Origin of the sequence: Bradyrhizobium sp. YCK136 (assembly GCF_044570075.1) — a bacterium.
GTDB lineage: Bacteria > Pseudomonadota > Alphaproteobacteria > Rhizobiales > Xanthobacteraceae > Bradyrhizobium > Bradyrhizobium diazoefficiens.
This window is the reverse complement of the sequence record NZ_CP172424.1, coordinates 6,647,370-6,669,106: the sequence shown is the minus strand read 5'-3', so window position 1 is coordinate 6,669,106 and position 21,737 is coordinate 6,647,370. Positions and strand designations below refer to the sequence as shown.

At 64.5% G+C, this 21,737-nt stretch carries 18 protein-coding genes and 1 pseudogene; 11 read left to right on the top strand and 8 right to left on the bottom strand.

Features of this window, described 5'->3' with window-relative positions; all coding sequences use genetic code 11:
- Positions 1 to 10 precede the first annotated feature (10 nt).
- The 6 genes from ACFLEY_RS32135 to ACFLEY_RS32110 form a co-directional block, all read right to left on the bottom strand.
- Complete coding sequence (locus tag ACFLEY_RS32135) at positions 11 to 1,816, bottom strand: gamma-glutamyltransferase family protein (RefSeq protein WP_060911059.1); 1,806 nt, start codon at positions 1,814 to 1,816, stop codon at positions 11 to 13.
- An 87-nt stretch (positions 1,817 to 1,903) separates the two neighbouring features.
- Positions 1,904 to 2,893, bottom strand: a complete 990-nt coding sequence (locus tag ACFLEY_RS32130) for an ABC transporter ATP-binding protein (protein ID WP_060911060.1) — start codon at positions 2,891 to 2,893, stop codon at positions 1,904 to 1,906.
- A complete protein-coding gene (locus ACFLEY_RS32125; RefSeq protein ID WP_011085658.1) occupies positions 2,890 to 3,876 on the bottom strand; it encodes an ABC transporter ATP-binding protein in 987 nt (328 codons plus the stop codon). The genes ACFLEY_RS32130 and ACFLEY_RS32125 overlap by 4 nt, the downstream gene beginning before the upstream one ends.
- Before the next feature lie 13 nt (positions 3,877 to 3,889).
- Positions 3,890 to 4,861, bottom strand: coding sequence for an ABC transporter permease (locus tag ACFLEY_RS32120; protein ID WP_060911061.1), 972 nt, complete (start codon positions 4,859 to 4,861; stop codon positions 3,890 to 3,892).
- 10 nt (positions 4,862 to 4,871) lie between these two features.
- Complete coding sequence (locus ACFLEY_RS32115) at positions 4,872 to 5,852, bottom strand: ABC transporter permease (RefSeq protein WP_038965796.1); 981 nt, start codon at positions 5,850 to 5,852, stop codon at positions 4,872 to 4,874.
- A gap of 104 nt (positions 5,853 to 5,956) precedes the next feature.
- The gene (locus ACFLEY_RS32110) at positions 5,957 to 7,552 is read right to left on the bottom strand and encodes an ABC transporter substrate-binding protein (protein ID WP_060911062.1); all 1,596 of its coding nucleotides are present in this window, start codon (positions 7,550 to 7,552) and stop codon (positions 5,957 to 5,959) included.
- Positions 7,553 to 7,951: 399 nt separating this feature from the next.
- Here ACFLEY_RS32110 and ACFLEY_RS32105 point away from each other — a divergent pair, with 399 nt between their 5' ends.
- The 6 genes from ACFLEY_RS32105 to ACFLEY_RS32080 all read left to right on the top strand — a co-directional run bounded on the left by ACFLEY_RS32105 (position 7,952) and on the right by ACFLEY_RS32080 (position 15,690).
- On the top strand, positions 7,952 to 8,209 hold the full coding sequence (locus ACFLEY_RS32105) for a DUF6489 family protein (protein WP_011085662.1): 258 nt from the start codon (positions 7,952 to 7,954) through the stop codon (positions 8,207 to 8,209).
- The gene (locus tag ACFLEY_RS32100; protein ID WP_011085663.1) at positions 8,209 to 9,009 is read left to right on the top strand and encodes a triacylglycerol lipase; all 801 of its coding nucleotides are present in this window, start codon (positions 8,209 to 8,211) and stop codon (positions 9,007 to 9,009) included. Before ACFLEY_RS32105 ends, ACFLEY_RS32100 begins: the two co-directional genes overlap by 1 nt.
- Before the next feature lie 47 nt (positions 9,010 to 9,056).
- Entirely contained in the window at positions 9,057 to 10,607 is a 1,551-nt protein-coding gene (locus ACFLEY_RS32095) for a wax ester/triacylglycerol synthase family O-acyltransferase (RefSeq protein ID WP_060911063.1), read from the top strand.
- A gap of 10 nt (positions 10,608 to 10,617) precedes the next feature.
- Positions 10,618 to 11,613, top strand: a complete 996-nt coding sequence (locus ACFLEY_RS32090) for an alpha/beta fold hydrolase (RefSeq protein ID WP_060911064.1) — start codon at positions 10,618 to 10,620, stop codon at positions 11,611 to 11,613.
- Positions 11,614 to 11,742: 129 nt separating this feature from the next.
- Complete coding sequence (locus ACFLEY_RS32085; RefSeq protein ID WP_211433409.1) at positions 11,743 to 14,979, top strand: bifunctional cytochrome P450/NADPH--P450 reductase; 3,237 nt, start codon at positions 11,743 to 11,745, stop codon at positions 14,977 to 14,979.
- 36 nt (positions 14,980 to 15,015) lie between these two features.
- Positions 15,016 to 15,690 carry a spermidine synthase gene (locus ACFLEY_RS32080; RefSeq protein ID WP_060911065.1) on the top strand — a complete coding sequence of 225 codons (675 nt, stop codon included), beginning with the start codon at positions 15,016 to 15,018 and terminating at the stop codon, positions 15,688 to 15,690.
- A gap of 144 nt (positions 15,691 to 15,834) precedes the next feature.
- Here ACFLEY_RS32080 and ACFLEY_RS32075 read toward each other — a convergent pair whose 3' ends face one another.
- Positions 15,835 to 16,299 carry a nuclear transport factor 2 family protein gene (locus ACFLEY_RS32075; RefSeq protein ID WP_060911066.1) on the bottom strand — a complete coding sequence of 155 codons (465 nt, stop codon included), beginning with the start codon at positions 16,297 to 16,299 and terminating at the stop codon, positions 15,835 to 15,837.
- A 131-nt stretch (positions 16,300 to 16,430) separates the two neighbouring features.
- On the bottom strand, positions 16,431 to 17,345 hold the full coding sequence (locus ACFLEY_RS32070; protein WP_211433410.1) for an alpha/beta fold hydrolase: 915 nt from the start codon (positions 17,343 to 17,345) through the stop codon (positions 16,431 to 16,433).
- 167 nt (positions 17,346 to 17,512) lie between these two features.
- On the opposite strand from ACFLEY_RS32070, the gene ACFLEY_RS32065 reads away from it, so the two are divergent.
- The 5 genes and pseudogenes from ACFLEY_RS32065 to ACFLEY_RS32045 all read left to right on the top strand — a co-directional run bounded on the left by ACFLEY_RS32065 (position 17,513) and on the right by ACFLEY_RS32045 (position 21,645).
- Positions 17,513 to 17,896 (top strand): hypothetical protein, encoded by a 384-nt coding sequence (locus tag ACFLEY_RS32065; RefSeq protein WP_038965792.1) that lies wholly within the window; start codon positions 17,513 to 17,515, stop codon positions 17,894 to 17,896.
- Positions 17,893 to 18,974, top strand: a pseudogene (locus ACFLEY_RS32060) (PHA/PHB synthase family protein). Before ACFLEY_RS32065 ends, ACFLEY_RS32060 begins: the two are co-directional and overlap by 4 nt.
- Positions 18,971 to 19,564: a GNAT family N-acetyltransferase gene (locus tag ACFLEY_RS32055; RefSeq protein ID WP_060911068.1), complete on the top strand. Its 594-nt coding sequence runs from the start codon at positions 18,971 to 18,973 to the stop codon at positions 19,562 to 19,564. The pseudogene ACFLEY_RS32060 and the gene ACFLEY_RS32055 overlap by 4 nt, the downstream one beginning before the upstream one ends.
- A 203-nt stretch (positions 19,565 to 19,767) precedes the next feature.
- The gene (locus tag ACFLEY_RS32050) at positions 19,768 to 20,223 is read left to right on the top strand and encodes a phasin (protein ID WP_011085671.1); all 456 of its coding nucleotides are present in this window, start codon (positions 19,768 to 19,770) and stop codon (positions 20,221 to 20,223) included.
- Positions 20,224 to 20,358: 135 nt separating this feature from the next.
- The gene (locus ACFLEY_RS32045; protein WP_060911069.1) at positions 20,359 to 21,645 is read left to right on the top strand and encodes a DUF445 domain-containing protein; all 1,287 of its coding nucleotides are present in this window, start codon (positions 20,359 to 20,361) and stop codon (positions 21,643 to 21,645) included.
- Positions 21,646 to 21,737 lie beyond the last annotated feature (92 nt).

The following is a 21,737-nucleotide window of genomic DNA, read 5'->3' as shown; positions in this document are numbered from 1 at the left end:
ATTCTGTCCATCAGCGTCCTGCTGCGTAGCCTTGCATGCCGCGCGGATTGGCGGCGGCGCGGCGGCGTACCCCGACGCGCGAGGCCGCGGTGAGGCGGCCTTCCGACCAGTCGGACCCGATCTCGATGATATGTCCGCGCTCGCGCAGATTCTCGATCGTTGCCTTCGGTACGCGGTTCTCGACCACGAGCACGCCGGGGCGCGCGGTGCGCGGCCAGAACGAGATCGGGAAATGCTCGGAATGCCAGGCCGGTGCGTCGATCGATTCCTGAAGGTTGAGATTGCAATGGACGTGGCGCAGGAAGAATTGCGTGATCCATTGGTCCTGCTGGTCGCCGCCCGGCGAGCCCCAGGCGAGATACGGCTCGCCGTCGCGCAGCGCCATGGTCGGCGACAGCGTGGTGCGCGGCCGCTTGCCCGGCGCAAGCGCGGCGGGATGGTCTTCCTCCAGCCAGAACATCTGCGCGCGGCTGCCGAGGCAGAAGCCGAGCTCCGGAATGATCGGCGAAGATTGCAGCCAGCCGCCCGATGGCGTCGAGGAGACCATATTGCCGGCCTTGTCGATGATGTCGAAATGCACGGTGTCGCCGCGTACCTCGCCGAAGCGTCCGACCGTCGGCTCGCCGGCGCCGAGCGCGCCGACCGCTTCGCGCTGGCCTTCGGCGCGCCGCAGCTTGACGACACCGCCAAAGCCCTCGACCGAGCCGGGGCGGAAGTCGAGCGAGGCCTTGTCGGTGACGAGCTTGCGGCGTTCGTCGTTATAGGCATCCGACAGCAGCGTCGCGATCGGGATCTCGCTGAACTTCGGATCGCCGTAGAACTTTTCGCGGTCGGCGAAGGCGAGCTTGGCGCATTCGATCTGGAGATGGATGAATTCCGGCCCGGTCGGGTCGAGTCCGTCGAGCGCAAAGCCCTTGAGCAGTGCGAGTTGTTGCAGCGTGACCGGGCCCTGGCTCCAGACGCCGGCCTTGCAGACAGTGTAGCGGCCATAGTCGTAGGTAAGCGGCGCCTCGATGGTCGGCTGCCAGCGCGCCATGTCGTCGGCCGAGAGTACGCCGCGATGCGGCGAACCGCTGACGTCCATCACCTCTTGCGTGCGGCAGAATTTGTCGATGGCTTCCGCGACGAAGCCGTGCGACCAGGCCCTTCGCGCACGCTCGATCTCGGCGTCGCGGCCACCGTCGCCGCTCTCGGCCTCGCTGAGAATGCGGGCGTAGGTCGCGGCCAGCGTCTTGTTGGTGAAGAGCGCGCCGGGTTTCGGCACCTCGCCATTGGGAAGATACACCGCGGCCGAGGTCGGCCAGTGCTTGCGGAATAGCTGCTCGACGGTCTGGATCGTGGCGCAGGCGCGCTCGACCAGCGGATAGCCGTCGCGCGCGTAGGAGATCGCGGGCTCCAGCACGTCGCGTACGCGCATGGTGCCGTAGTCTCGCAAGAGCATCATCCAGGATTCGAAGGTCCCGGGCACGCAGGCGGCGAGCAGGCCGGTGCCCGGCACCATGTCGAGGCCTTCGCTCCTGTAATGCGCGATGGTGGCGCGCGCCGGCGCCGGGCCCTGGCCACAGATCACCTCGGTGCGGCCGCGCTTCACGTCGTGCACGATGACAGGCACGTCGCCGCCGGGGCCGTTCAGATGCGGCTCGACCACCTGGAGCGTGAAAGCGGTGGCGACGCCGGCATCGAAGGCGTTGCCGCCCTTTTCCAGAATAGCCATGCCGACGGCGGTCGCGATCCAGTGCGTGGTGGCGACGACCCCGAACGTGCCCTCGATCTCGGGGCGCGTCGTGAAGGGATCCGGATTGACGTTGCTGGCCATGGGATTTCGTTACCTTACTTGTGGCGCGCGCAATTGATCACAGGCGATGCCGTGCCGCCAATGCGCAGGCCGCATGGCACGCGCGCGTCACGCCGGGACCGGCGCGGTGTTAACCGCATGGCAGGCAACGCCGCCGATCAGTTCCGGGGCTTCCTTGCGGCAGAGATCGAACGCCAGCGGACAGCGCGGATTGAAGGCGCAGCCGGGCGGCGGATTGATCGGGTTCGGAATCTCGCCCTTGACCGGAATGCGCTGGCGGCCGCTCATGGCAAGATCGGGCACGGCGCCCAGCAGCATCTTGGTGTAGGGCATGCGCGGGCGGGCAAACAGCTCGCGGCCTTCCGCGATCTCGACGATGCGGCCGAGATACATCACGCCGACGCGGCTCGCCATGTGACGGACCACGGCGAGGTTGTGGCTGATGAACATGTAGGTCAGGCCGAACTTGTCCTGGAGGTCGCGCATCAGGTTCAGGATTTGCGCCTGCACCGAGACGTCGAGCGCCGAGGTCGGCTCGTCGCAGACGATGAACTCGGCATCGGAGGCAAGCGCCCGGGCAATCGCGATACGCTGGCGCTGGCCGCCGGAGAACTCGTGCGGAAATTTCAGCCGGTCGTCGGGATGCAGGCCGACGAGGCTGAGCAGCTCGCCGACGCGCGCCTGGATGTCGCGCTCGCCCTGGATCAGGTCGAAGGCGCGGATCGGCTCGGAGATGATGGCATCGACCCGGAAGCGCGGATTCAGGCTCGCATAGGGATCTTGGAAGATCATCTGGATGCGACGGCGCAGCTTTCGCCGCGCCGGCGCCTGCCGCGGATCCGCCATCGAGACGCCGTCGATCTGGACGTCGCCCGAGCTCGGCGGCAACAGGCCGACCACCATCCGCGCCACTGTGGTCTTGCCGGAGCCGGACTCGCCGACCAGCGCAAAGGTCTCGCCCTTCCTGATGTCGAAGGTGACGTTGTCGACAGCCTTGAGATATTCGAGGTGCCCGCCTTCCAGCACGCGGTTGAGCCAGGGCTTCGAGACATCGAAGACGCGGCGCAGATTTGTGGCCTGGACGAAAGGAGCGCTCATGCCGCGCTCTCCGCCGGCACATTGTCGTAGAGATGGCAGGCGACCGATTGGGCGCCCTGCGGCAGTGGCTCCGGCCGATCGACACGACAGCGGTCAAATGCGAACGCGCAGCGCGGATTGAATGAGCAGCCGCGCGGAATCGCCGACAGGCGCGGCATGGAGCCGGGGATCTGCACCAGGCGCTTGTCCTCGCCCGCGAGCGTCGGGATCGCGCCCATCAATCCTTTTGCGTAAGGATGCAGCGGGTTCCTCACGACGTCCTGCACCGGACCGATCTCGGCGACGCGGCCGGCATACATCACCGCGACGCGGTCCGAGGTCTCCGCGATCACGCCCATGTCGTGGGTCACCAGCATCACCGCGGTGCCGTGGTCGCGCCCGAGCCGCTTGATCAGTGAGATGATCTGCGCCTGGACGGAGACGTCGAGCGCGGTGGTCGGCTCGTCCGCGATGATCAGCTCAGGCTCGGCGCAGATCGCGAGCGCAATCACGACGCGCTGGCGCATGCCGCCGGAGAACTCGTGCGGATAGCCGTCGATGCGCTTTTCCGGCGCAGGGATGCCGACTTCGGCGAGCAGGTCGATGGCGCGGCGGCGGGCCGCCTGTTCGGACAGATTGAGGTGGGTCCGGATGGTTTCCACGATCTGGTCGCCGACCCGGTACAGCGGATTGAGCGAGGTGAGGGGATCCTGGAAGATCATGCCGATGCGTTTGCCGCGGATGCGGCGCATCTCTTCCGGCGGCAGATTGTCGATGCGCAGGCCGGCGAGATGAATCTCGCCGCCGGCGATGCGGCCGGGAGGATCGATCAGGCCGATTACCGCGAGGCCGGTGACGGATTTTCCGGCGCCGGATTCGCCGACTACCCCCAGCACCTCGCCCTTGGCGATGTCGAAGGAGACGTCGTCGATGGCGCGCAGCGTGCCGCGGCGGGAGGCGAACTCCACCTGGAGATTGCGCACGGAGAGAACAGGTTCGGTCATGGGCGACGCACACTCATCGAAGTTTCGGGTTGAGCGCGTCGCGCAGCCAATCGCCGAGCAGGTTGATGGAGAGGATCAGCGCGGCGAGCGCGAGCCCGGGGAAGGCGACGATCCACCATTCGCCCGCGAACAGATAGTTGTTGCCGATGCGGATCAGCGTGCCGAGGGAGGGCATGGTGTCGGGCAGGCCGACGCCGAGGAAGGACAGCGTCGCCTCGGTGATGATGGCGAGCGCGAGGTTGATGGTGGCGATGACCAAGATCGGGCCCATCGTGTTCGGCAGCACATGCCGTAGCATGATCACGGGCGCGGGCAGGCCGATCAGCTGCGCGGCGGCCACGTAGTTCTTGTTCTTCTCGACCATCACGGAACCGCGCACGGTCCGGGCATACCCGACCCAGAAACTCAGACCGATCGAGATCACCAGCACCACCAGCATGCTGGTGGCATCCAGCCGGTTGCCGAGGATCGATTTCGCGATGCCATTGACCAGCAGCGCGATCAGGATGGCGGGGAAGGTGAGCTGGACGTCGGCGATCCGCATGATCACGCCGTCGACCGCGCCGCCGAAATAGCCGGCCATCAGGCCGAGCGCGATGCCGAGCGCACCGGCGAAGATCACGCCGGCCACGCCGACGGCGAGCGAGATACGCATGCCGTAGAGGATGGCGGAGAACACGTCGCGGCCCTGCTCGTCGGTGCCGAGCAGGAACGGGCTCTGGCCGTCGGCGGTCCACAGCGGTGAAATCCGCGAGTTCATCAGCTGAAGTTGCGCCGGATCGAACGGGTTCTGGACCGCAAGCCAGGAGGCAAAGATCGCGAGCAGGAAGAACAAGACCGTGATGGCGGCCGCAACCATGGTGAGCTTGGAGCGGCGGAAGGAATAGAAGACGTCGCTATCGAGCGCGCGGCTGAGCCAGCCGCGGGCAGCGTGGGTCGGCTGCGTGCTCTGCTTGTCGGAATTGGAGACGACTGCGTCTGACATGCAAATTGCCCTATGTCGCGCGGCCGACGGTCGAGCGCAGGCGCGGATCGACCACGGTGTAGAGGATATCGACCACCAGATTGATGGTGACGAAAATCAGCGAGACCATCAGCAGGTAGGCGGCCATAATCGGGATATCGACGTTTTGCACGGCCTGAACGAACAGAAGTCCCATGCCCGGCCACTGGAACACGGTTTCGGTGATGATCGAAAATGCAATAACCGAGCCAAACTGGAGCCCGGCTACCGTGATCACGGGAATGAGCGTGTTCTTCAGCGCGTGGCCGAAATGGATGGCGCGGGTGGTCAGTCCCCGGGCGCGGGCGAAGCGGATATAGTCGGTTCGCAGCACTTCCAGCATCTCCGCCCGCACCAGCCGCATGATCAGGGTCATCTGGAATAGGCCGAGCGTGATCGAGGGCATGATCAGCGCCTTCAGGCCCGACAGCGTGAGCAGGCCCGTCGTCCACCAGCCGAGCTTGACCACCTCGCCGCGGCCGAACGAGGGCAGCCAGCCCAGCGTCACCGCGAACAGATAGATCAGGAGGATGCCGATCAGGAACGTCGGCAGCGAGATGCCGATCAATGAGACCGCCTGGAATAATTTGGCGAGCGCGGTGTCGCGCTTGAGCGCCGAATAGACTCCCATCAGGATCCCGAACACCATTGCGAACACGGTCGCGCAGATCGCAAGTTCCAGCGTCGCGGGCATGCGCTCCATCAATAGCGCCGAGACCGGCTGGCGGAACTGGTAGGAGACGCCGAACTTGAACTGCGCGGCATCGCCGAAATAGCGCACGAACTGCACCGGCACGGGATCATCGAGGCCGAGCGACTTGCGCACGGCTTCGCGTTCGGCCGCCGACGTGTCGATCGAGACGATCTGGTTGACGGGATCGCCGGCGAATCGGAACATCGAGAACGCGATGATGCCGACGGCAAACATGACGCCGATAGCCTGAACGGCGCGGCGTAGAGTGAAAGCGAGCATTTCTTCCACTGTCCTTGGGTGCGCTTACAGCCGACGACTTTGTCGGCCGGAAAAGGAAAGGTCCCGGAAGCCTGACGCTCCCGGGACCTCGTGTTCAACTGACGCTATTCCTTCTTGGTCGCCCAATGGAACATGACCAGATTGTCGGCGCGCTGCGGCAGGTTGACCTTCTTCGATACGCCCCAGGCCAGCGCCTGCTGGTGCAGCGGGATGTAGGACCAGTCCTTGTTGCCGATTTCGTAGGCCTGCTTGATCAGCTGGTTGCGCTTGGCGGTGTCGGTTTCGACCAGCACCTTGTCGGTGATGGCGTCGAACTCCTTGTTGCAGTAGCCGCCGAGATTGGCCTCGCCCCGTGAGGATTTCGCATCGTCGCGGCAGCCCATGATGTCAAAGAGCACGTTGTGGGAGTCCATCGTGCTCGGCGTCCAGCCCAGCATGTAGAACGAGGTCTGGTAGCCGCCTTGCTTCAGCACCTTGGCGAAGTACTGTGCCTTCGGCTGCGCCAGCAGATTGATCTTGACGCCGATGCGGGCAAGCATGCCGACCACGGCCTGGCAGATCGCGGCGTCGTTGACATAACGATCGTTCGGGCAGTCCATGGTGACCTCGAAGCCGTCGGGATAGCCGGCCTCGGTCAGGAGCTTCTTGGCGCCGCCGGGATCGAATTTCGGCCGCGTGAATTCCTTGGACAGTATGAACAGCTCCGGCGCGATCATCAGCGCCGACGGCGTCGCCAGCCCGCGCATCACCCGCGTCTTGATCAGCTCGATGTCGATCGCCTTGTAGAACGCCTCGCGGACCTTGATGTCCTTGAACGGGTTCTTGCCCTTGATGTTGGAGTAGAGCAGCTCATCCCGCATCTGGTCGAAGCCGATGAAGATGGTGCGCAGCTCCGGCCCCTTCAGCACCTGGGCATTCGGGCTGGAATCGACGCGGGAGATGTCCTGGATCGGCACCGGCTCGATGACGTCGACTTCGCCCGAGAGCAGGGCGGCGACGCGGGTAGCGTCGGAGGAGATCGGGGTGAAGATGATCTCCTTCAAATTGCCTTCGACCTTGCCCCAGTAATTGGGATTGGCCTTGAACACCGTCTTCACGCCGGGCTGATGGCTCTCGATGATGAAGGGGCCGGTGCCGTTCTCGTGGAGCGAGGCGTAGCTCGGCGTGGTCGCCGCCACCGGCGTCGGGTCGACGACGTTGTTCTCCTCGGCCCATTTCTTGTCCATGATGTACCAGACATCCCACGCGTTATGCAGGATGGGGTTGGGCGAGGGCAGGACGAAATCGACGGTGTAGTCGTCGACCTTGACCACCTTGACGTCGGGCGCAAGGCGGGTCTGCATGTTGGACCCCTTCTTGCGGACGCGATCGGCCGAGAACACCACGTCGTCTGCGGTGAAGGGGTCGCCGTTGTGGAATTTCACGCCCTTGCGCAGATGGAAGCGCCAGCGCGTCGGTTCCGGGGTTTCCCAGCTTTCCGCCAGCGCCGGAATGATCTTGAGGTCCTTGTCGCGCGCGGTGAGGCCTTGATAGACGTGACCGAGATGAGCGTGGGTGGTGCTCTCGTTGAGCGTATAGGGATCGAGCGACTTCAGGTCACCCTGGTTGGCATAACGTAGCGTCTGGCTCGACGCCGGCGAGACCGCCAACGCAAGCGTACCGGCGAGCGTCGCCGCAAACAGAGTTCGTCCGACTGACATTCTTGACCCTCTCCACTCTGCCGCGCCGTGATTTTTGATTGTTCGGCGGGGCTGATCGATCCATGTTGCCCAGAGTTCACGACCCGTGCAAGCGCCATTCCAGCAAGGAACGCGCCAAGTTGCACCGCTGTGCAGCAATGCTGACCGGCAATCTAGGGGCGGCTGGCGCGCGAACGACATTCGACTTTCGACCTGTGAAGTCCCGGGGTAAAGGGAAATTGGCCCTGTCGGCCGTTGGCGTCTCAGCCGTCCGAGCTGCGGTCGCGGCCGAGCAATTTGATTGACCATACCCGCCGATTGCGGGAGCCGGCGCCCCGCGGCGCGTCTGAGGTCGCTTGCGTTGCACACCGTGTCGCGGCGATACTCCAACAGAGTGCTCGAATCTCATCCGGAGGGGACATGAAAGTTAACATCGAAATCGACTGCACCCCCCTCGAGGCCCGTCAGTTCTTCGGATTGCCGGACGTCTCGCCGATGCAGATTGCCGTCATGGACAAGCTGCAGCAGCAGGTCCTGAGCAATATCGACAAGGTCTCGCCGGAATCGCTGATCCAGAGCTGGTTCACTTTCGATCCGAAGCTTGCCGAGCGGTTTCAGGACATGTTCGTCACCATGGCCGGCCTCGGCGGAACGCGCAGCAGCGATAAGAAGAAATAATGTCGGCCGGGCGGGACGGGCCGCAAGCGTCTGACCGGCTTCGTCCGCCGGGCCTTGGTTTGCTGCTCGCCGAAGCCCGCGGCCTGTTCGAGTTGAACGCCAGCCTGCTGTTGTCGCCGTTGCTGATGCGCGCGCCCAGGGGCGACGGCCATCCGGTGCTGACGCTGCCGGGCTTTCTCGCCAGCGATCTCTCGATGGCGCCGATGCGGCGCTATCTGAGCGAGCTCGGCTATGAGGCACATGCCTGGCGGATGGGCCGCAATCTCGGCGGGCTGGGGCGGATGCGGGAGGCCTTGCGCACCCGTCTCGCCGAGATCCACGCCGCGAGGGGGCGCAAGGTCAGCCTGGTCGGATGGAGCCTCGGCGGCGTCTATGCCCGCGATCTCGCGCTCCAGGCGCCCGACATGGTCCGTTACGTCATTACGCTCGGCAGTCCTTTTGCCAACGACGTGCGGGCGACCAACGCCACGCGGCTCTATGAGGCGCTGTCCGGCGAGCGGGTCGAGGATTTTGCCGAACTGCGCGAGGCGATCGCCGGCGATCTGCCGGTGCCGGCGACGTCGATCTATTCCCGCGCCGATGGCGTCGTGAACTGGCGGACCTGTCTGTTGCGCCCCTCGGACCATGCCGAGAACATCGAGGTGCACCTGGCGAGCCATATCGGGCTCGGCGTTAACCCCGCCGCGCTGTGGGCCGTGGCGGACCGGCTGGCGCAACCGGAGGGGGAGTTCTGGCCATTTGACCGGGCAGGGCCGTTTGCCATTGCATATGCCCCGCCGGAGCGGGCAATATCGGCCTGACGAGAAGCGCCGTCCAAGGCGCCCGTCAAATCTTGCGGGAGGGAACCATGGCTGACGGTAAGAAGCTGTCGTCGCTGGATGCGTCGTTTCTCTATCTGGAAACGCCGGAAATGCCGATGCATGTCGGCAGCATGGCGATCTTTCGCCTGCCCGACGATTACAGGGGCGACTTCTTCGAAGACTTCAAGGCGATGATCGTCTCGCGCCTGCACATCGCGCCGATCCTGAAGGCGCGGCTGGAGAAGGCGCCGCTCGACATCGACCATCCCTCCTGGGTCGAGGACGATCAGTTCGACATTGACCGTCACATCTTCCGCGCCAGCCTGCCGCAGCCGCGCGACCGCGCCACGCTGGAACGCATCGTCGGCTGGATGCACGCCAAGCTCTTGAACCGCGCCCGCCCGCTCTGGGAATTCTACGTGTTCGAGGGCATGAAGGACAACGAGGTCGGGCTCTATTCCAAGATGCACCATGCCGCCATCGACGGCGGTGCCGGCGCGGCGCTGACCAAAATGATCTACGACATCTCGCCGATCCCGCGGAAGGTCGATCCGCCGGCGGCGGGAGCCAAGCCGGGGCAGGAGCCGCGTGACATCGCCGCCAACCTGCTCGATTCCTATCAGCAGCTTTTCAGCCAGCCGCTCGATGCTTCGGCCGCTGCGAAGAACCTGCAGCTGCCCCGCACCGGCAAGAGCGACATCGGCTCGATCCTGTTCGACAACGCGATGTACCAGATCGAGAGCGCGGTGCGCTTCGCCGGCAACATCCCGACCGTGCTCAAGAGCGTGTCCGACGTGCTCGGCAAGGTCGCCGATCCGAAGTCGCGCGAGAGCCTGGCCAGCATGGTGTCGCCGCCGACCATGCTCAACAAGACCATCTCCTCGGAGCGCAGCTTCGCCGGCGTGTCGATCCCGCTGTCGCGGGCGAAGGCGCTGGCCAAGCAGGCCGGCGGCAAGCTCAACGACGTCGTGCTGGCGCTCGCCTCCGGCGTGGTCCGCCGCTATCTCCAGCAATATGGCACGCTGCCGGCGAAATCCTTGACCGCCGCCGTGCCGATCTCGCTGCGCGAGGAAGGCAACACCGAGGCCAACAACCAGGTGTTCGGCATGATCTGCGCGATCGCGACCGACATCGACGATCCCAAGGCCCGACTGGAGGCGATCATCGCGCAATCGACCAAGTCCAAGGAGATGTCGCATCCGCTGCGCGCCCTGATGCCGCAAGTGTCCAACATCTCGATGCTGGGCGCGCCGATCATGGTGCAGATCCTGGCCTTGCTCTACAGCCGCTCGAACCTGTCGGACGTGCTGCCGCCGGCCGCCAACATCACGGTGTCCAACGTACCCGGGCCGCGGCAGACGCTCTACGCCGCCGGCGCGGAGCTGCTGCATATCTTCCCGGTGTCGATCTCGACGCACGGGCAGGCGCTCAACATCACGGTGCAGAGCTATCGCGACCAGCTCGATTTCGGTTTCATTGTCGGTGCCAACATCATTCCGCATGTGCAGGTGATGTGTGACATGCTGCCCGAGGAGTTTGCTGCGCTGGAGGCGGCCTATGCGCCGCCAGCGGCCGACATCAAGGGCGCTGCTGAGTAGGAATGTCCCGATGATCGAAATGCCGCCGCTCAAGTTCGTGCAGACGAACGGAATCCGCATGGGTTACTACGAGGCGGGTCCGGTCTCCGACACCCCGCCGATGGTGCTGTGCCATGGCTGGCCGGAGCTCGCCTTTTCCTGGCGCCATCAGATCAAGGCGCTGAGCGAGGCCGGAATCCGGGTGATCGCGCCGGACCAGCGCGGTTATGGCGCGACCGACCGGCCCGAGCCGGTCGAGGACTACGATATCGAGCACCTGACCGGCGACCTCGTCGGTCTGCTCGATCATCTCGGGATCGACAAGGCGATCTTCGTCGGCCACGACTGGGGCGGCTTCATCGTCTGGCAGATGCCGCTGCGGCATATCGGCCGCGTCGCCGGCGTGGTCGGCATCAATACCCCCCATACCAACCGGGCTTGGGCCGATCCGATCGAACTCCTGCGCGCGCGGTTTGGCGACAAGATGTACATCGTGCAGTTCCAGGACCCGTCGCGTGAAGCCGACAGGATTTTCGGCAGCCGCGTCGAGCAAACCTTCGATGCATTCATGCGCAAGCCGGCGCCGCGCCCGCCCGATGCGCCGGCGGAGGAAGTGATTGCCGGCGTGGGCGCTTCGCCGCGGGTCAATCTGGCGTTTCCGCAGATGATTGCGGCCTATGACGCCAGGCACGATCCGCGTACGCCGATCCTGTCGCCGGAAGAGAAGAAGGTGTTCGTCGACAATTTCACCAGGACCGGCTTTACCGGCGGCATCAACTGGTACCGCAACATGTCGCGCAACTGGGTGCGCGCCGAAGGGCTCGATCATACGGTACGCGTGCCGTCGCTGATGATCATGGCCGAGAACGACGCGGTGCTGCCGCCGTCTTCCGCCGATGGCATGGACAAGCTGATTCCCGATCTCGAAAAATATCTGGTCCGCGACAGCGGCCATTGGACGCAGCAGGAGAAGCCGGACGAGGTCAGCGCCAAGCTGATCGAATGGCGTAGAAGGCGGTTTGGGTGACGATGCCGTCGTCAGTGTAAATGGAACGTCATTCCGGGGCGCCCGAAGGGCGAACCCGGAATCTCGAGATTCCGGGTTCGATGCTGCGCATCGCCCCGGAATGACGCGATCAGGGGGAAGCGCACGTCAATGTCATCCAAGAACCGTCTGGACCCGATCCCGCAGCCGCCGACCAAGCCGGTGGTCGGCAATATGCTGTCGCTGGACTCGGCGGCTCCCGTGCAGCACCTGACGCGGCTCGCCAAGGAGCTCGGCCCGATCTTCTGGCTCGACATGATGGGCTCGCCGATCGTCGTCGTCTCGGGCCACGATCTCGTCGACGAGCTGTCCGACGAGAAGCGCTTCGACAAGACGGTGCGCGGCGCGCTGCGGCGCGTGCGTGCGGTCGGCGGCGACGGCCTGTTCACGGCCGACACCAGGGAGCCGAACTGGAGCAAGGCGCACAACATCCTGCTCCAGCCGTTCGGCAACCGAGCGATGCAGTCCTACCACCCGAGCATGGTCGACATCGCCGAGCAGCTCGTCCAAAAATGGGAGCGGCTCAACGCCGACGACGAGATCGACGTCGTCCACGACATGACCGCCCTGACGCTGGACACGATCGGCCTGTGCGGCTTCGAGTACCGCTTCAATTCATTCTACCGGCGCGACTACCATCCCTTCGTCGAGTCGCTGGTGCGCTCGCTCGAAACCATCATGATGACGCGGGGTCTGCCGTTCGAGCAGATCTGGATGCAGAAGCGGCGCAAGACCCTCGCCGAAGACGTAGCCTTCATGAACAAGATGGTTGACGAGATCATCGCGGAGCGCCGCAAGAGCGCGGAGGGGATCGACGACAAGAAGGACATGCTCGCGGCGATGATGACCGGCGTCGACCGTTCGACCGGCGAGCAGCTCGACGACGTCAACATCCGCTACCAGATCAACACGTTCTTGATCGCCGGCCACGAGACCACAAGCGGCCTGTTGTCCTACACGCTCTATGCGCTCCTGAAGCATCCCGACATCCTCAAGAAGGCCTATGACGAGGTCGATCGCGTCTTCGGTCCCGATGTCAACGCGAAGCCGACCTATCAGCAGGTAACGCAGCTCACCTACATCACGCAGATCCTGAAAGAGGCGCTGCGGCTGTGGCCGCCGGCGCCGGCCTACGGCATCTCGCCGCTCGCGGACGAAACCATCGGCGGCGGCAAGTACAAGCTCAGGAAGGGCACGTTCATCACCATTCTGGTGACGGCGCTGCATCGCGATCCCTCCGTCTGGGGGCCGAATCCCGATGCCTTCGATCCCGAAAATTTCAGCCGCGAGGCGGAGGCCAAGCGGCCGATCAATGCCTGGAAGCCGTTCGGCAACGGTCAGCGCGCCTGCATCGGCCGCGGATTTGCCATGCACGAGGCGGCGCTCGCGCTCGGCATGATCCTCCAGCGTTTCAAGCTGATCGACCACCAGCGCTACCAGATGCACCTGAAGGAAACGCTGACGATGAAGCCGGAGGGCTTCAAGATCAAGGTTCGTCCGCGCGCCGATCGCGAGCGCGGTACCTATGGCGGGCCTGTCGCGGCTGTGTCCTCGGCGCCGCGAGCACCGCGTCAGCCGACGGCGCGGCCCGGCCACAACACGCCGATGCTGGTGCTGTACGGCTCCAATCTCGGCACCGCCGAAGAACTCGCGACACGCATGGCCGACCTCGCCGAGATCAACGGCTTTGCCGTGCATCTCGGGGCGCTCGACGAATACGTCGGCAAGCTGCCGCAGGAGGGCGGCGTGCTGATCATCTGCGCCTCCTATAACGGAGCGCCGCCGGACAATGCGACGCAATTCGTCAAATGGCTCGGCAGCGACCTGCCCAAGGATGCCTTTGCCAATGTGCGCTACGCCGTGTTCGGCTGCGGCAACAGCGACTGGGCTGCGACCTATCAATCGGTGCCGCGCTTCATCGACGAGCAATTGTCGGGGCATGGCGCGCGCGCGGTCTATCCGCGCGGCGAAGGTGACGCGCGCAGCGATCTCGACGGCCAGTTCCAGAAATGGTTCCCGGCAGCTGCCCAGGTCGCGACCAAGGAGTTCGGCATCGACTGGAACTTCACCCGCACCGCGGAGGACGACCCGCTCTACGCGATCGAGCCTGTCGCGGTGACTGCCGTCAACACCATCGTGGCCCAGGGCGGCGCGGTGGCGATGAAGGTGCTGGTCAATGACGAGCTTCAGAACAAGAGCGGGTCCAATCCGTCGGAGCGCTCGACGCGCCATATCGAGGTGCAGCTGCCGTCCAACATCACCTACCGCGTCGGCGATCATCTGAGCGTCGTTCCGCGCAACGATCCGACGCTGGTGGATTCGGTCGCCCGCCGCTTCGGCTTCCTGCCGGCCGACCAGATCAGGCTTCAGGTGGCCGAAGGCCGCCGTGCCCAATTGCCGGTCGGCGAGGCCGTGTCGGTCGGCCGCCTGCTCAGCGAGTTCGTCGAGCTGCAGCAGGTGGCGACGCGGAAGCAGATCCAGATCATGGCCGAGCACACGCGCTGCCCGGTCACCAAGCCGAAGCTGCTGACCTTCGTCGGCGAGGAGGCCGAGCCGGCCGAGCGCTATCGCACCGAGATTCTGGCGAGGCGCAAATCGGTGTACGATCTACTGCTCGAATATCCGGCCTGCGAATTGCCGTTCCACGTCTATCTGGAGATGCTCTCGCTGTTGGCGCCGCGCTATTACTCGATCTCTTCCTCGCCTTCGGTCGATCCGGCGCGGTGCAGTATCACGGTCGGCGTCGTCGAGGGGCCGGCCGCTTCCGGGCGCGGCGTCTACAAAGGCATCTGCTCGAACTATCTCGCCAACCGGCGCGCGAGCGATGCGATCTACGCCACGGTGCGCGAGACCAAGGCCGGCTTCCGGCTCCCGGACGACTCATCCGTGCCGATCATCATGATCGGGCCGGGCACGGGACTGGCGCCGTTCCGCGGCTTCCTCCAGGAGCGCGCCGCGCGCAAGGCGAAAGGCGCTGCGCTTGGCCCGGCGATGCTGTTCTTCGGCTGCCGCCACCCCGATCAGGATTTTCTCTACGCCGACGAGCTGAAGGCGTTGGCGGCAAGCGGCGTCACCGAGCTCTTCACCGCGTTCTCGCGCGCGGCCGGACCGAAGACCTATGTGCAGCATGTGCTCGCGGCGCAGAAGGACAAGGTCTGGCCGCTGATCGAGCAGGGCGCCATCATCTACGTCTGCGGCGACGGCGGCAAAATGGAGCCCGACGTGAAGGCAGCGCTCGTTGCGATCCGTCGCGAGAAGAGCGGTAGCGATGCCGCCACGGCCGCGCGCTGGATCGAGGAGATGGGCGCGACGAATCGCTATGTGCTCGACGTCTGGGCGGGCGGTTAGGCCGGGCTACGAAGCAAATCGTGCTAAAGCTCTCCCATGATTCCCTGGGAAAAGATCGACACCGCCAAAATCCCCGGCTCCGACGAAGAGCTCCGCCTGATGCGGCGGGGCAAGGAGTTCTCCATCAAGCTCGGCACCAACGAGCTGATGAACAATCGTCTGTCGGGCTCCGAGGCGGCACTTGCGACGCTGGCGGCGAAGCAGATCGAGACGGTCGCAAAGCCCGTTGTCCTGATCGGCGGCCTCGGCATGGGCTTTACGCTGCGTGCGGCGCTGGCCGTGCTTGGAGCTAAGGCGAAGATCGTGGTGTCCGAGCTCGTGCCGGCGGTGGTTGCCTGGGCGCGAGGTCCGATGGCGGAGGTTTTTGGCGACAGCCTCGACGATCCCCGTGTCAAGATCCGGGAGACCGACGTTGGAGAAATCATCCGCGCGCAGCGATCGGCCTTCGATGCCATCCTCCTCGACGTCGACAACGGGCCGGAGGGGCTGACCCGGAAGGGCAATGATGCGCTCTACAACGCGGGCGGGTTGAAGGCGGCCAAGACGGCGCTGCGGCCGGGCGGCGTGCTCGCCGTCTGGTCATCGGGGCCCAACCCGGCATTCACCAGGCGCCTTAGGAGCGCCGGCTTCGACGTGAATGAAGTCAGTGTCCGCGCCACCGGCAGAGGCGGCGGCGCGCGTCACGTGATCTGGATCGCGCGGAAGAGCTAGGCGGTTCTTTTGCGCTGCGCTTGATCCGGCCTGCGCATCCACGATGTCAGAATCGTAGGGTGGGCAAAGCGACTTGTCCGCCGTAGCTCGAAGAGCATAGGCGGAAGCGGCGCGCGAAGGGCGCGCCTTTGCCCACCCTACGAGCTAGAACATCGTGTTGTTGTTCGTCGGATTTTCCGGGATCGGCTGTACGACGTCCCAGTGCTCGACGATCTTGCCGTTCTCCAGCTTGAAAATGTCGACGATCGCGTTACCCCTTGTGCCGGGCTCGCGAACCGCGTGCACGTGGAGAATGACATAGTCGCCGTCGGCGAAGGAGCGTTTGATCTCGCTGTGCGAGTTCGGAAACTTCTCGCGCAGGAAGCCGATGAATTTGCGGAAGCCGTCCGGACCATCGGCGGCATTGGGATTGTGCTGGACATAGCGGTCGCCGACATGGGCGAGGGCGGCATCGGCGTCCTTCTGATTGAGGCCCTTCTCGTAGAAGGCAAGCACGGCGGTACGGTTGGCCTCTTCCTGTGCGCTGGCGGCGCTCGCGGCGCCGTTGCCGAGGGACAACATGAGAATGGAGGCTGCAATCATTGCGACCGGCCGGACGATGGGGTGCATGTGAACTCCGAGAGGCCGCGGCCTCTTTCTCTTGCGACTGAGGGAGGCTTGTATAGCTTCCGTGCCGGCGTGCGTTAAGAGAGTAACCGGCAGCTCACATGGTTACCGTGAGGAGACTGCTCGCATCGGCTCTACGCTGCCTGTGCTGCCGCTCCATGCGCGTGCTTGTCGATGGCGCCGATAATCTTGGGCCAGAAACGCATCGGCAGCGCGTGGCCCATGCCTTCGACCATCAACAGCTTCGCACCCGGAATTGATGCGGTCGTGTCCCTGCCACCTTCGGGATGGACCAAGGGATCAACCGTGCCGTGGATCACCAGCGTCGGCGTCTTCACGGCATGCAGCCGCTCCTTGCGGCTGCCCGAGGCAAGCACGGCGCGGAGTTGCCGGCCGACACCGGCCGGATTGAGCCCGCGCGCGAACACGCGCTCGGCACGATCAGGGTCGAGTGCTTCCTCTTCCGGAAAGGCCCCGGCGCGCAACACCTTCCAGGTCTGTCCGTAGCGGATGACGAACTCCTCCTTGCTGCGCGGCGGCGGCGCCATCAGCATGGCGGCGGCCTCGCGTGTCGGCGGCGGCACGCGCGGATTGCCCGTCGTCGACATGATCGAGGTCAGCGAGCGCACGCGCCCGGGAAACGACAGCGTCACCTCCTGCGCGATCATGCCGCCCATGGAGGCGCCGACCAGATGCGCCGACTTGATGCCGAGCGCGTCCATCAGGCCGACGGTGTCCCTGGCCATGTCGATCAGCTTGTAGGTTGCGGCTACGGGAATCCTCAGGAAGCGGAGCTTCAACAGCTCGAGCGGCGTCAGCCGCTTGCCGCCCGCGAGATGGCTCGACTTGCCGATGTCGCGGTTGTCGAAGCGGATCACGCGAAAGCCGTGCACGGCGAGCTGCTCGCAGAACGCATCGTCCCAATGGATCATCTGCGCCCCGAGCCCCATGATCAGCAGCAGCGGCTCGGCGTTGTCGTTGCCAAAAATCTCGTAGCAAATGTCGATGCCGTTGGCGCGGACGGTCTGGGGCGGCTGATGGGCGTTCACGGGCGCGGTCCCTCCTGCTGATCGATGCTGTATCGCACGGTTTTCCGCCGCAATGAAGCGGCGCGCGCATCAGCGCACCCGCTGCTTGCCGGTTGACCGGCACCGCGCAACGGTGTGGTATGGCAAGAAAGAAGGGCATCGCAGCTCTCGATACCAGGAGGACGCCGATGACCGACAAGACCAACGATCCCGTTGCCGTGTGGCAGAAGATGGTTGGCGAGATGGAGAAGGGGTTCAACTCTTTCGCCAATCAAGCCATGTCGTCGCCTGAGTTCTCGCAAGCGATGAATCGGGCCGGCGGCGTTGCTGCAGGTGCTCAGAAGCAGCTCGGCGAGCTCATGGAGAAATACCTCGTCAGCATGAATCTGCCGAGCCGGGAGCAGGTCACGGGTCTTGCGGAACGGCTGCAGTCGATCGAGGTCCAGATCGGCGAGATGAAGTCGATGCTGAGCCAGATGGCGGCAGGTTCCGGACTGTCGCAAGGCTTCGACGGTGCGCCGCGGCCGCCGCGGACGAAACGCCCGCCCTCCGAAGGCGGAGAGCCCAAATGAACGCGCCGACGGGACTTGATTTCGCCTCCATCCCGGAGCGCATCCAGTCCGAGGTGCAGCGCGCAATCCAGCGCAGCATCAAGGGCGTCGAATATTTCTCGACCTCCGGCCCGACGCTCGGCTCGACGCCGAAAGACGTGCTGCATTCGCGCGGCACGATGAGCCTCTACCACTATCGGCCGATGTCGGATGAGATCTACCGGGTGCCGGTGCTGATCGTGATGGCGACCACCAATCGAGGCTACATCCTCGACCTCGTGCCCGGCCAGAGCTTCATCGAGTTCCTCCTGAGGCGCGGCTACGACGTCTACATGCTCGACTGGAGCGCGCCGCGTCCGGAAGAGAAGAGCCTGCGCATGGAGGACTCGTCCTCGACTTTATCCCGGATTGCGTCCGCCGCGTGCAGCAGGATTCCGGCGAGCAGGACGTCTCCGTCATCGGCTACTGCTTCGGTGGCGTGCTGTCGCTGCTCTACGGCTCGATCCACAAGGACGGGCCAATGAAGAACTTGATCTGCTTCACTACGCCGATCGACTTCCGCGAGATGAAGCTGTTCTCCAATTTCTCCGACCGCCGCTATTTCGACGTCGATCGCCTCGTCGACAGCATCGGCAACGTGCCGCCGGAGATGATCCTGTCCTCGTTCGAGATGCTGCGCCCGGCCTCGCGCACGGTGAGCCAGATCCAGCTCTGGGAAAACATCTGGAACGACGAGTTCGTCAAGTCCTACCGGATGTTCGATCGCTGGGCGACCGATACGCTGCCGCTGGCGGGCGAGTATTTCCGCACCATCACCAAGGACCTGATGTGGGACAACAAGCTGTTCAACGACACCATGTCGGTCGGCGGCCGTGCGGCGAAGCTCGAGGATATCAAGGTGCCGATCCTGCATGCGGTCGCCGAGCACGACCACATCGTGCCCTATGATGCCGCAAAACATTTGATCGCGAAGATTGGATCGGCGGACAAGGAAGAGGTGATGCTGAAAGGCGGTCACGTCTCGCTGGTCGCCGGCGCCAACGCGGTGAAACGGCTGTGGCCGAAACTGGACTCCTGGCTGGGGAAGAGATCGACATGAGTGAGCAGCGTTCCTATCCGCGTCAGGTCAAGACCGACGCCGGCGATATCGAGATCCGCTTGATGTCGCCTGCGGACGAAGCCGCGGTGCTCGCCTTTGGCAAGGGCCTGCCGACGCACGATCTGCTCTTCCTGCCCCGCAACATCAGCGAGCCAAAAGTGCTCTCGGCCTGGGTCAAGGAGATCGAGCGCGGTGCGATCACGAGCCTGCTCGCCGTGAAGGACGGCAAGGTCGTCGGCTGCGGCACGCTGGTGCGCGATCCGCATTCCTGGTCGCCCCATGTCGGCGAGATTCGCATGGTGGTCTCGCTCGACGTGCGCGGGAAGGGGGTGGGGCGGGCGCTGTCGCAGGAGACCTTTGCGCTCGCGCTCGGCGCCGGCCTGGAAAAGCTCTCGGTCCAGATGACGGTCGACCAGCAGGCGGCGATCGCGGTGTTCGAAAGCCTTGGCTTCAAGGCCGAGGCGCTGCTGCGCGACCACGTCCGCGATGTCGATGGCAAGACCCACGACATTGTCGTGCTCGGCCACAACATCGCGCAGGTCCAGGCCCAGATGGAGGCCTATGGGCTGCCAGGTGCCGTCCAGCTCTAAAGACCGCGATCAGGCACGCGTTCGCGGGGATTGGTGAGGGAGGCATCATATTGCCTCCTGTTAAGGCTGTTCACGATTTCGTGATACTGCAGTGCAATATGAATGTTGCATTGCACAATTAACTATGCCATATAAGCCGTGCCCCGGGCCAATGCGGACGGGGTGAGCCCATAGCTCAGACCATTGAGGATGGAGAGAACCCCATGACCACTGAAACCAACACCGCTTTCGAGGGCTTCAAGGACGCTTTCAAGAACATCCAGAACCTGGAAGTTCCCGAGGCCGCCCGCGAATTCGTCAAGAAGACCGCCAACACCGCCAAGGACCGTGCTGCCGAGGTGTTCGCTGGCTCCGAGCGCGTGACCGCCGCCGTCGAGAACGCGGTGACCGAGTCCGTCACCGAGGCCGGCAAGATCAGCCGCAACATCCAGCAGGCGATCTACGAGGACGCTGAAGCGTTCTTCTCGGGCATCGACAAGCTCGCGTCCGCCAAGTCGTTCAGCGAAGCCGTCGAGATCCAGTCGAGCCTGCTCCGCTCCCGCGGCGAAGCGTTCGTCTCGCGCGCCAAGGCGACCACCGACTATCTCGGCAAGCTCGCCGCCAATGGTGCGAAGTCCGCTCAGGACAACTTTGCCAAGGTCTACAACAAGACCGCCTGATTGCGCGTCGCGTTGATAAACTGAATTTTGAGGCCCGCTTCGGCGGGCCTTGTTTTTTGCGCCGCCGTCATCATCGGTCGTCATTCCTGGTCCGGTCCTGCGGATCGTCGCGGAATGACGTAAGCTCGGTGAATCATGACTTCTCCCGCCACATTCTCCTTCGACACTCCCGGTGACGCCGAGCGGGCGGCCGAGTTGCGCCGCGTGAAAGCATTGGCGACGTTGGTGCTGGCCTCGACGCTGGCCTTGTTCGTCGTCGCGAAATGGCTTCTGCCCGTGCATCCCGCGTTCGGCTTCATCGCGGCCTTCGCAGAAGCCGCGACCATCGGCGGCCTCGCCGACTGGTATGCCGTGGTCGCGCTGTTCAAGCGGCCGCTCGGCCTGCCGATCCCGCATACCGCGATCATCCAGAGCAACCAGGCCCGCATCGCCGACAAGCTCGGCGAGTTCATCCAGGTGCATTTTCTCGAGGCCGGACCCGTCGAGGCCAAGCTGAACGAGATCGATTTCGGCTCCTTCGTTGCCGACTGGCTGCGCGACCGCAAGCGCAGCGAGGATCTCGCGCGCTTCGCGCTGCGTTTGTTGCCGGAGGCCTTCTCCGCGACCGAGACCTCCGGCCTGATGACCTTCATCATCCGTCGCATGTCCTCGCAGCTCCAGGCGATCGACCTCGCGCCGCTCGCCGCCGGCACGCTGCGCGGCTTCGTTGCGGAAGGGCGGCACCAGATCCTGTTCGACGATCTCCTGCGCGTGATGCATGACACGCTGAACCAGAAAGAGACGATGGCGATGATCCGCGAGAAGGTGCGCGCGGAGTTGCCGACCCTGCTCAGGCTCTACCGCGCCGACAAGTTTCTGGTGAACAAGATCGTGGCGTCGGCCACGGCCTTCTTCAACGAGGTGCGCAGCGATCCCAAGCATCCGTTCCGCGGCGAGTTCGATCGCATGGTGCTGACCTTCGTCGACCGGCTCGGCACCGACCAGGCCTACATCGATCGCATCGACGGCCTGAAACGCGATCTGCTGGCGCGGCCCGAGCTTGCAGATCTCGCCCGCACCGTCTGGGCCAACACGCGCTCCTTCATCGAGCGCAGCGCCTCCGGCGAGACACAGGTGCTTCAGCATCATCTCGTCGGCATGTTCGTCGCCGCGGGCGAGGCGCTCGCCGGCGATGCCGAACTGCGCGGCGAGATCAACAAGGGTCTGGTGACGGTGCTGCGCAGCTTCGTCGCCGACCAGAAGAGCGGCGTCTCCACCTTCATCTCCGACCAGGTCAAGGCCTGGGATATGGCGCAGCTGATTTCGCTGATCGAAATCAACATCGGCCGTGACCTGCAATACATCCGCTTCAACGGCTCGCTGATCGGCGGGCTGGCCGGACTCGCGCTCTACTCCGTAGAATTCCTGCTTCGATTGCTGTGACTTTTGCGTCACTGACGTTAGCATTAACGCGCGGGCCTATTGTGGCCCCGCGTCTCTGCCACTTGAATGTCGGGCACCGGCCGCCTAGCTGA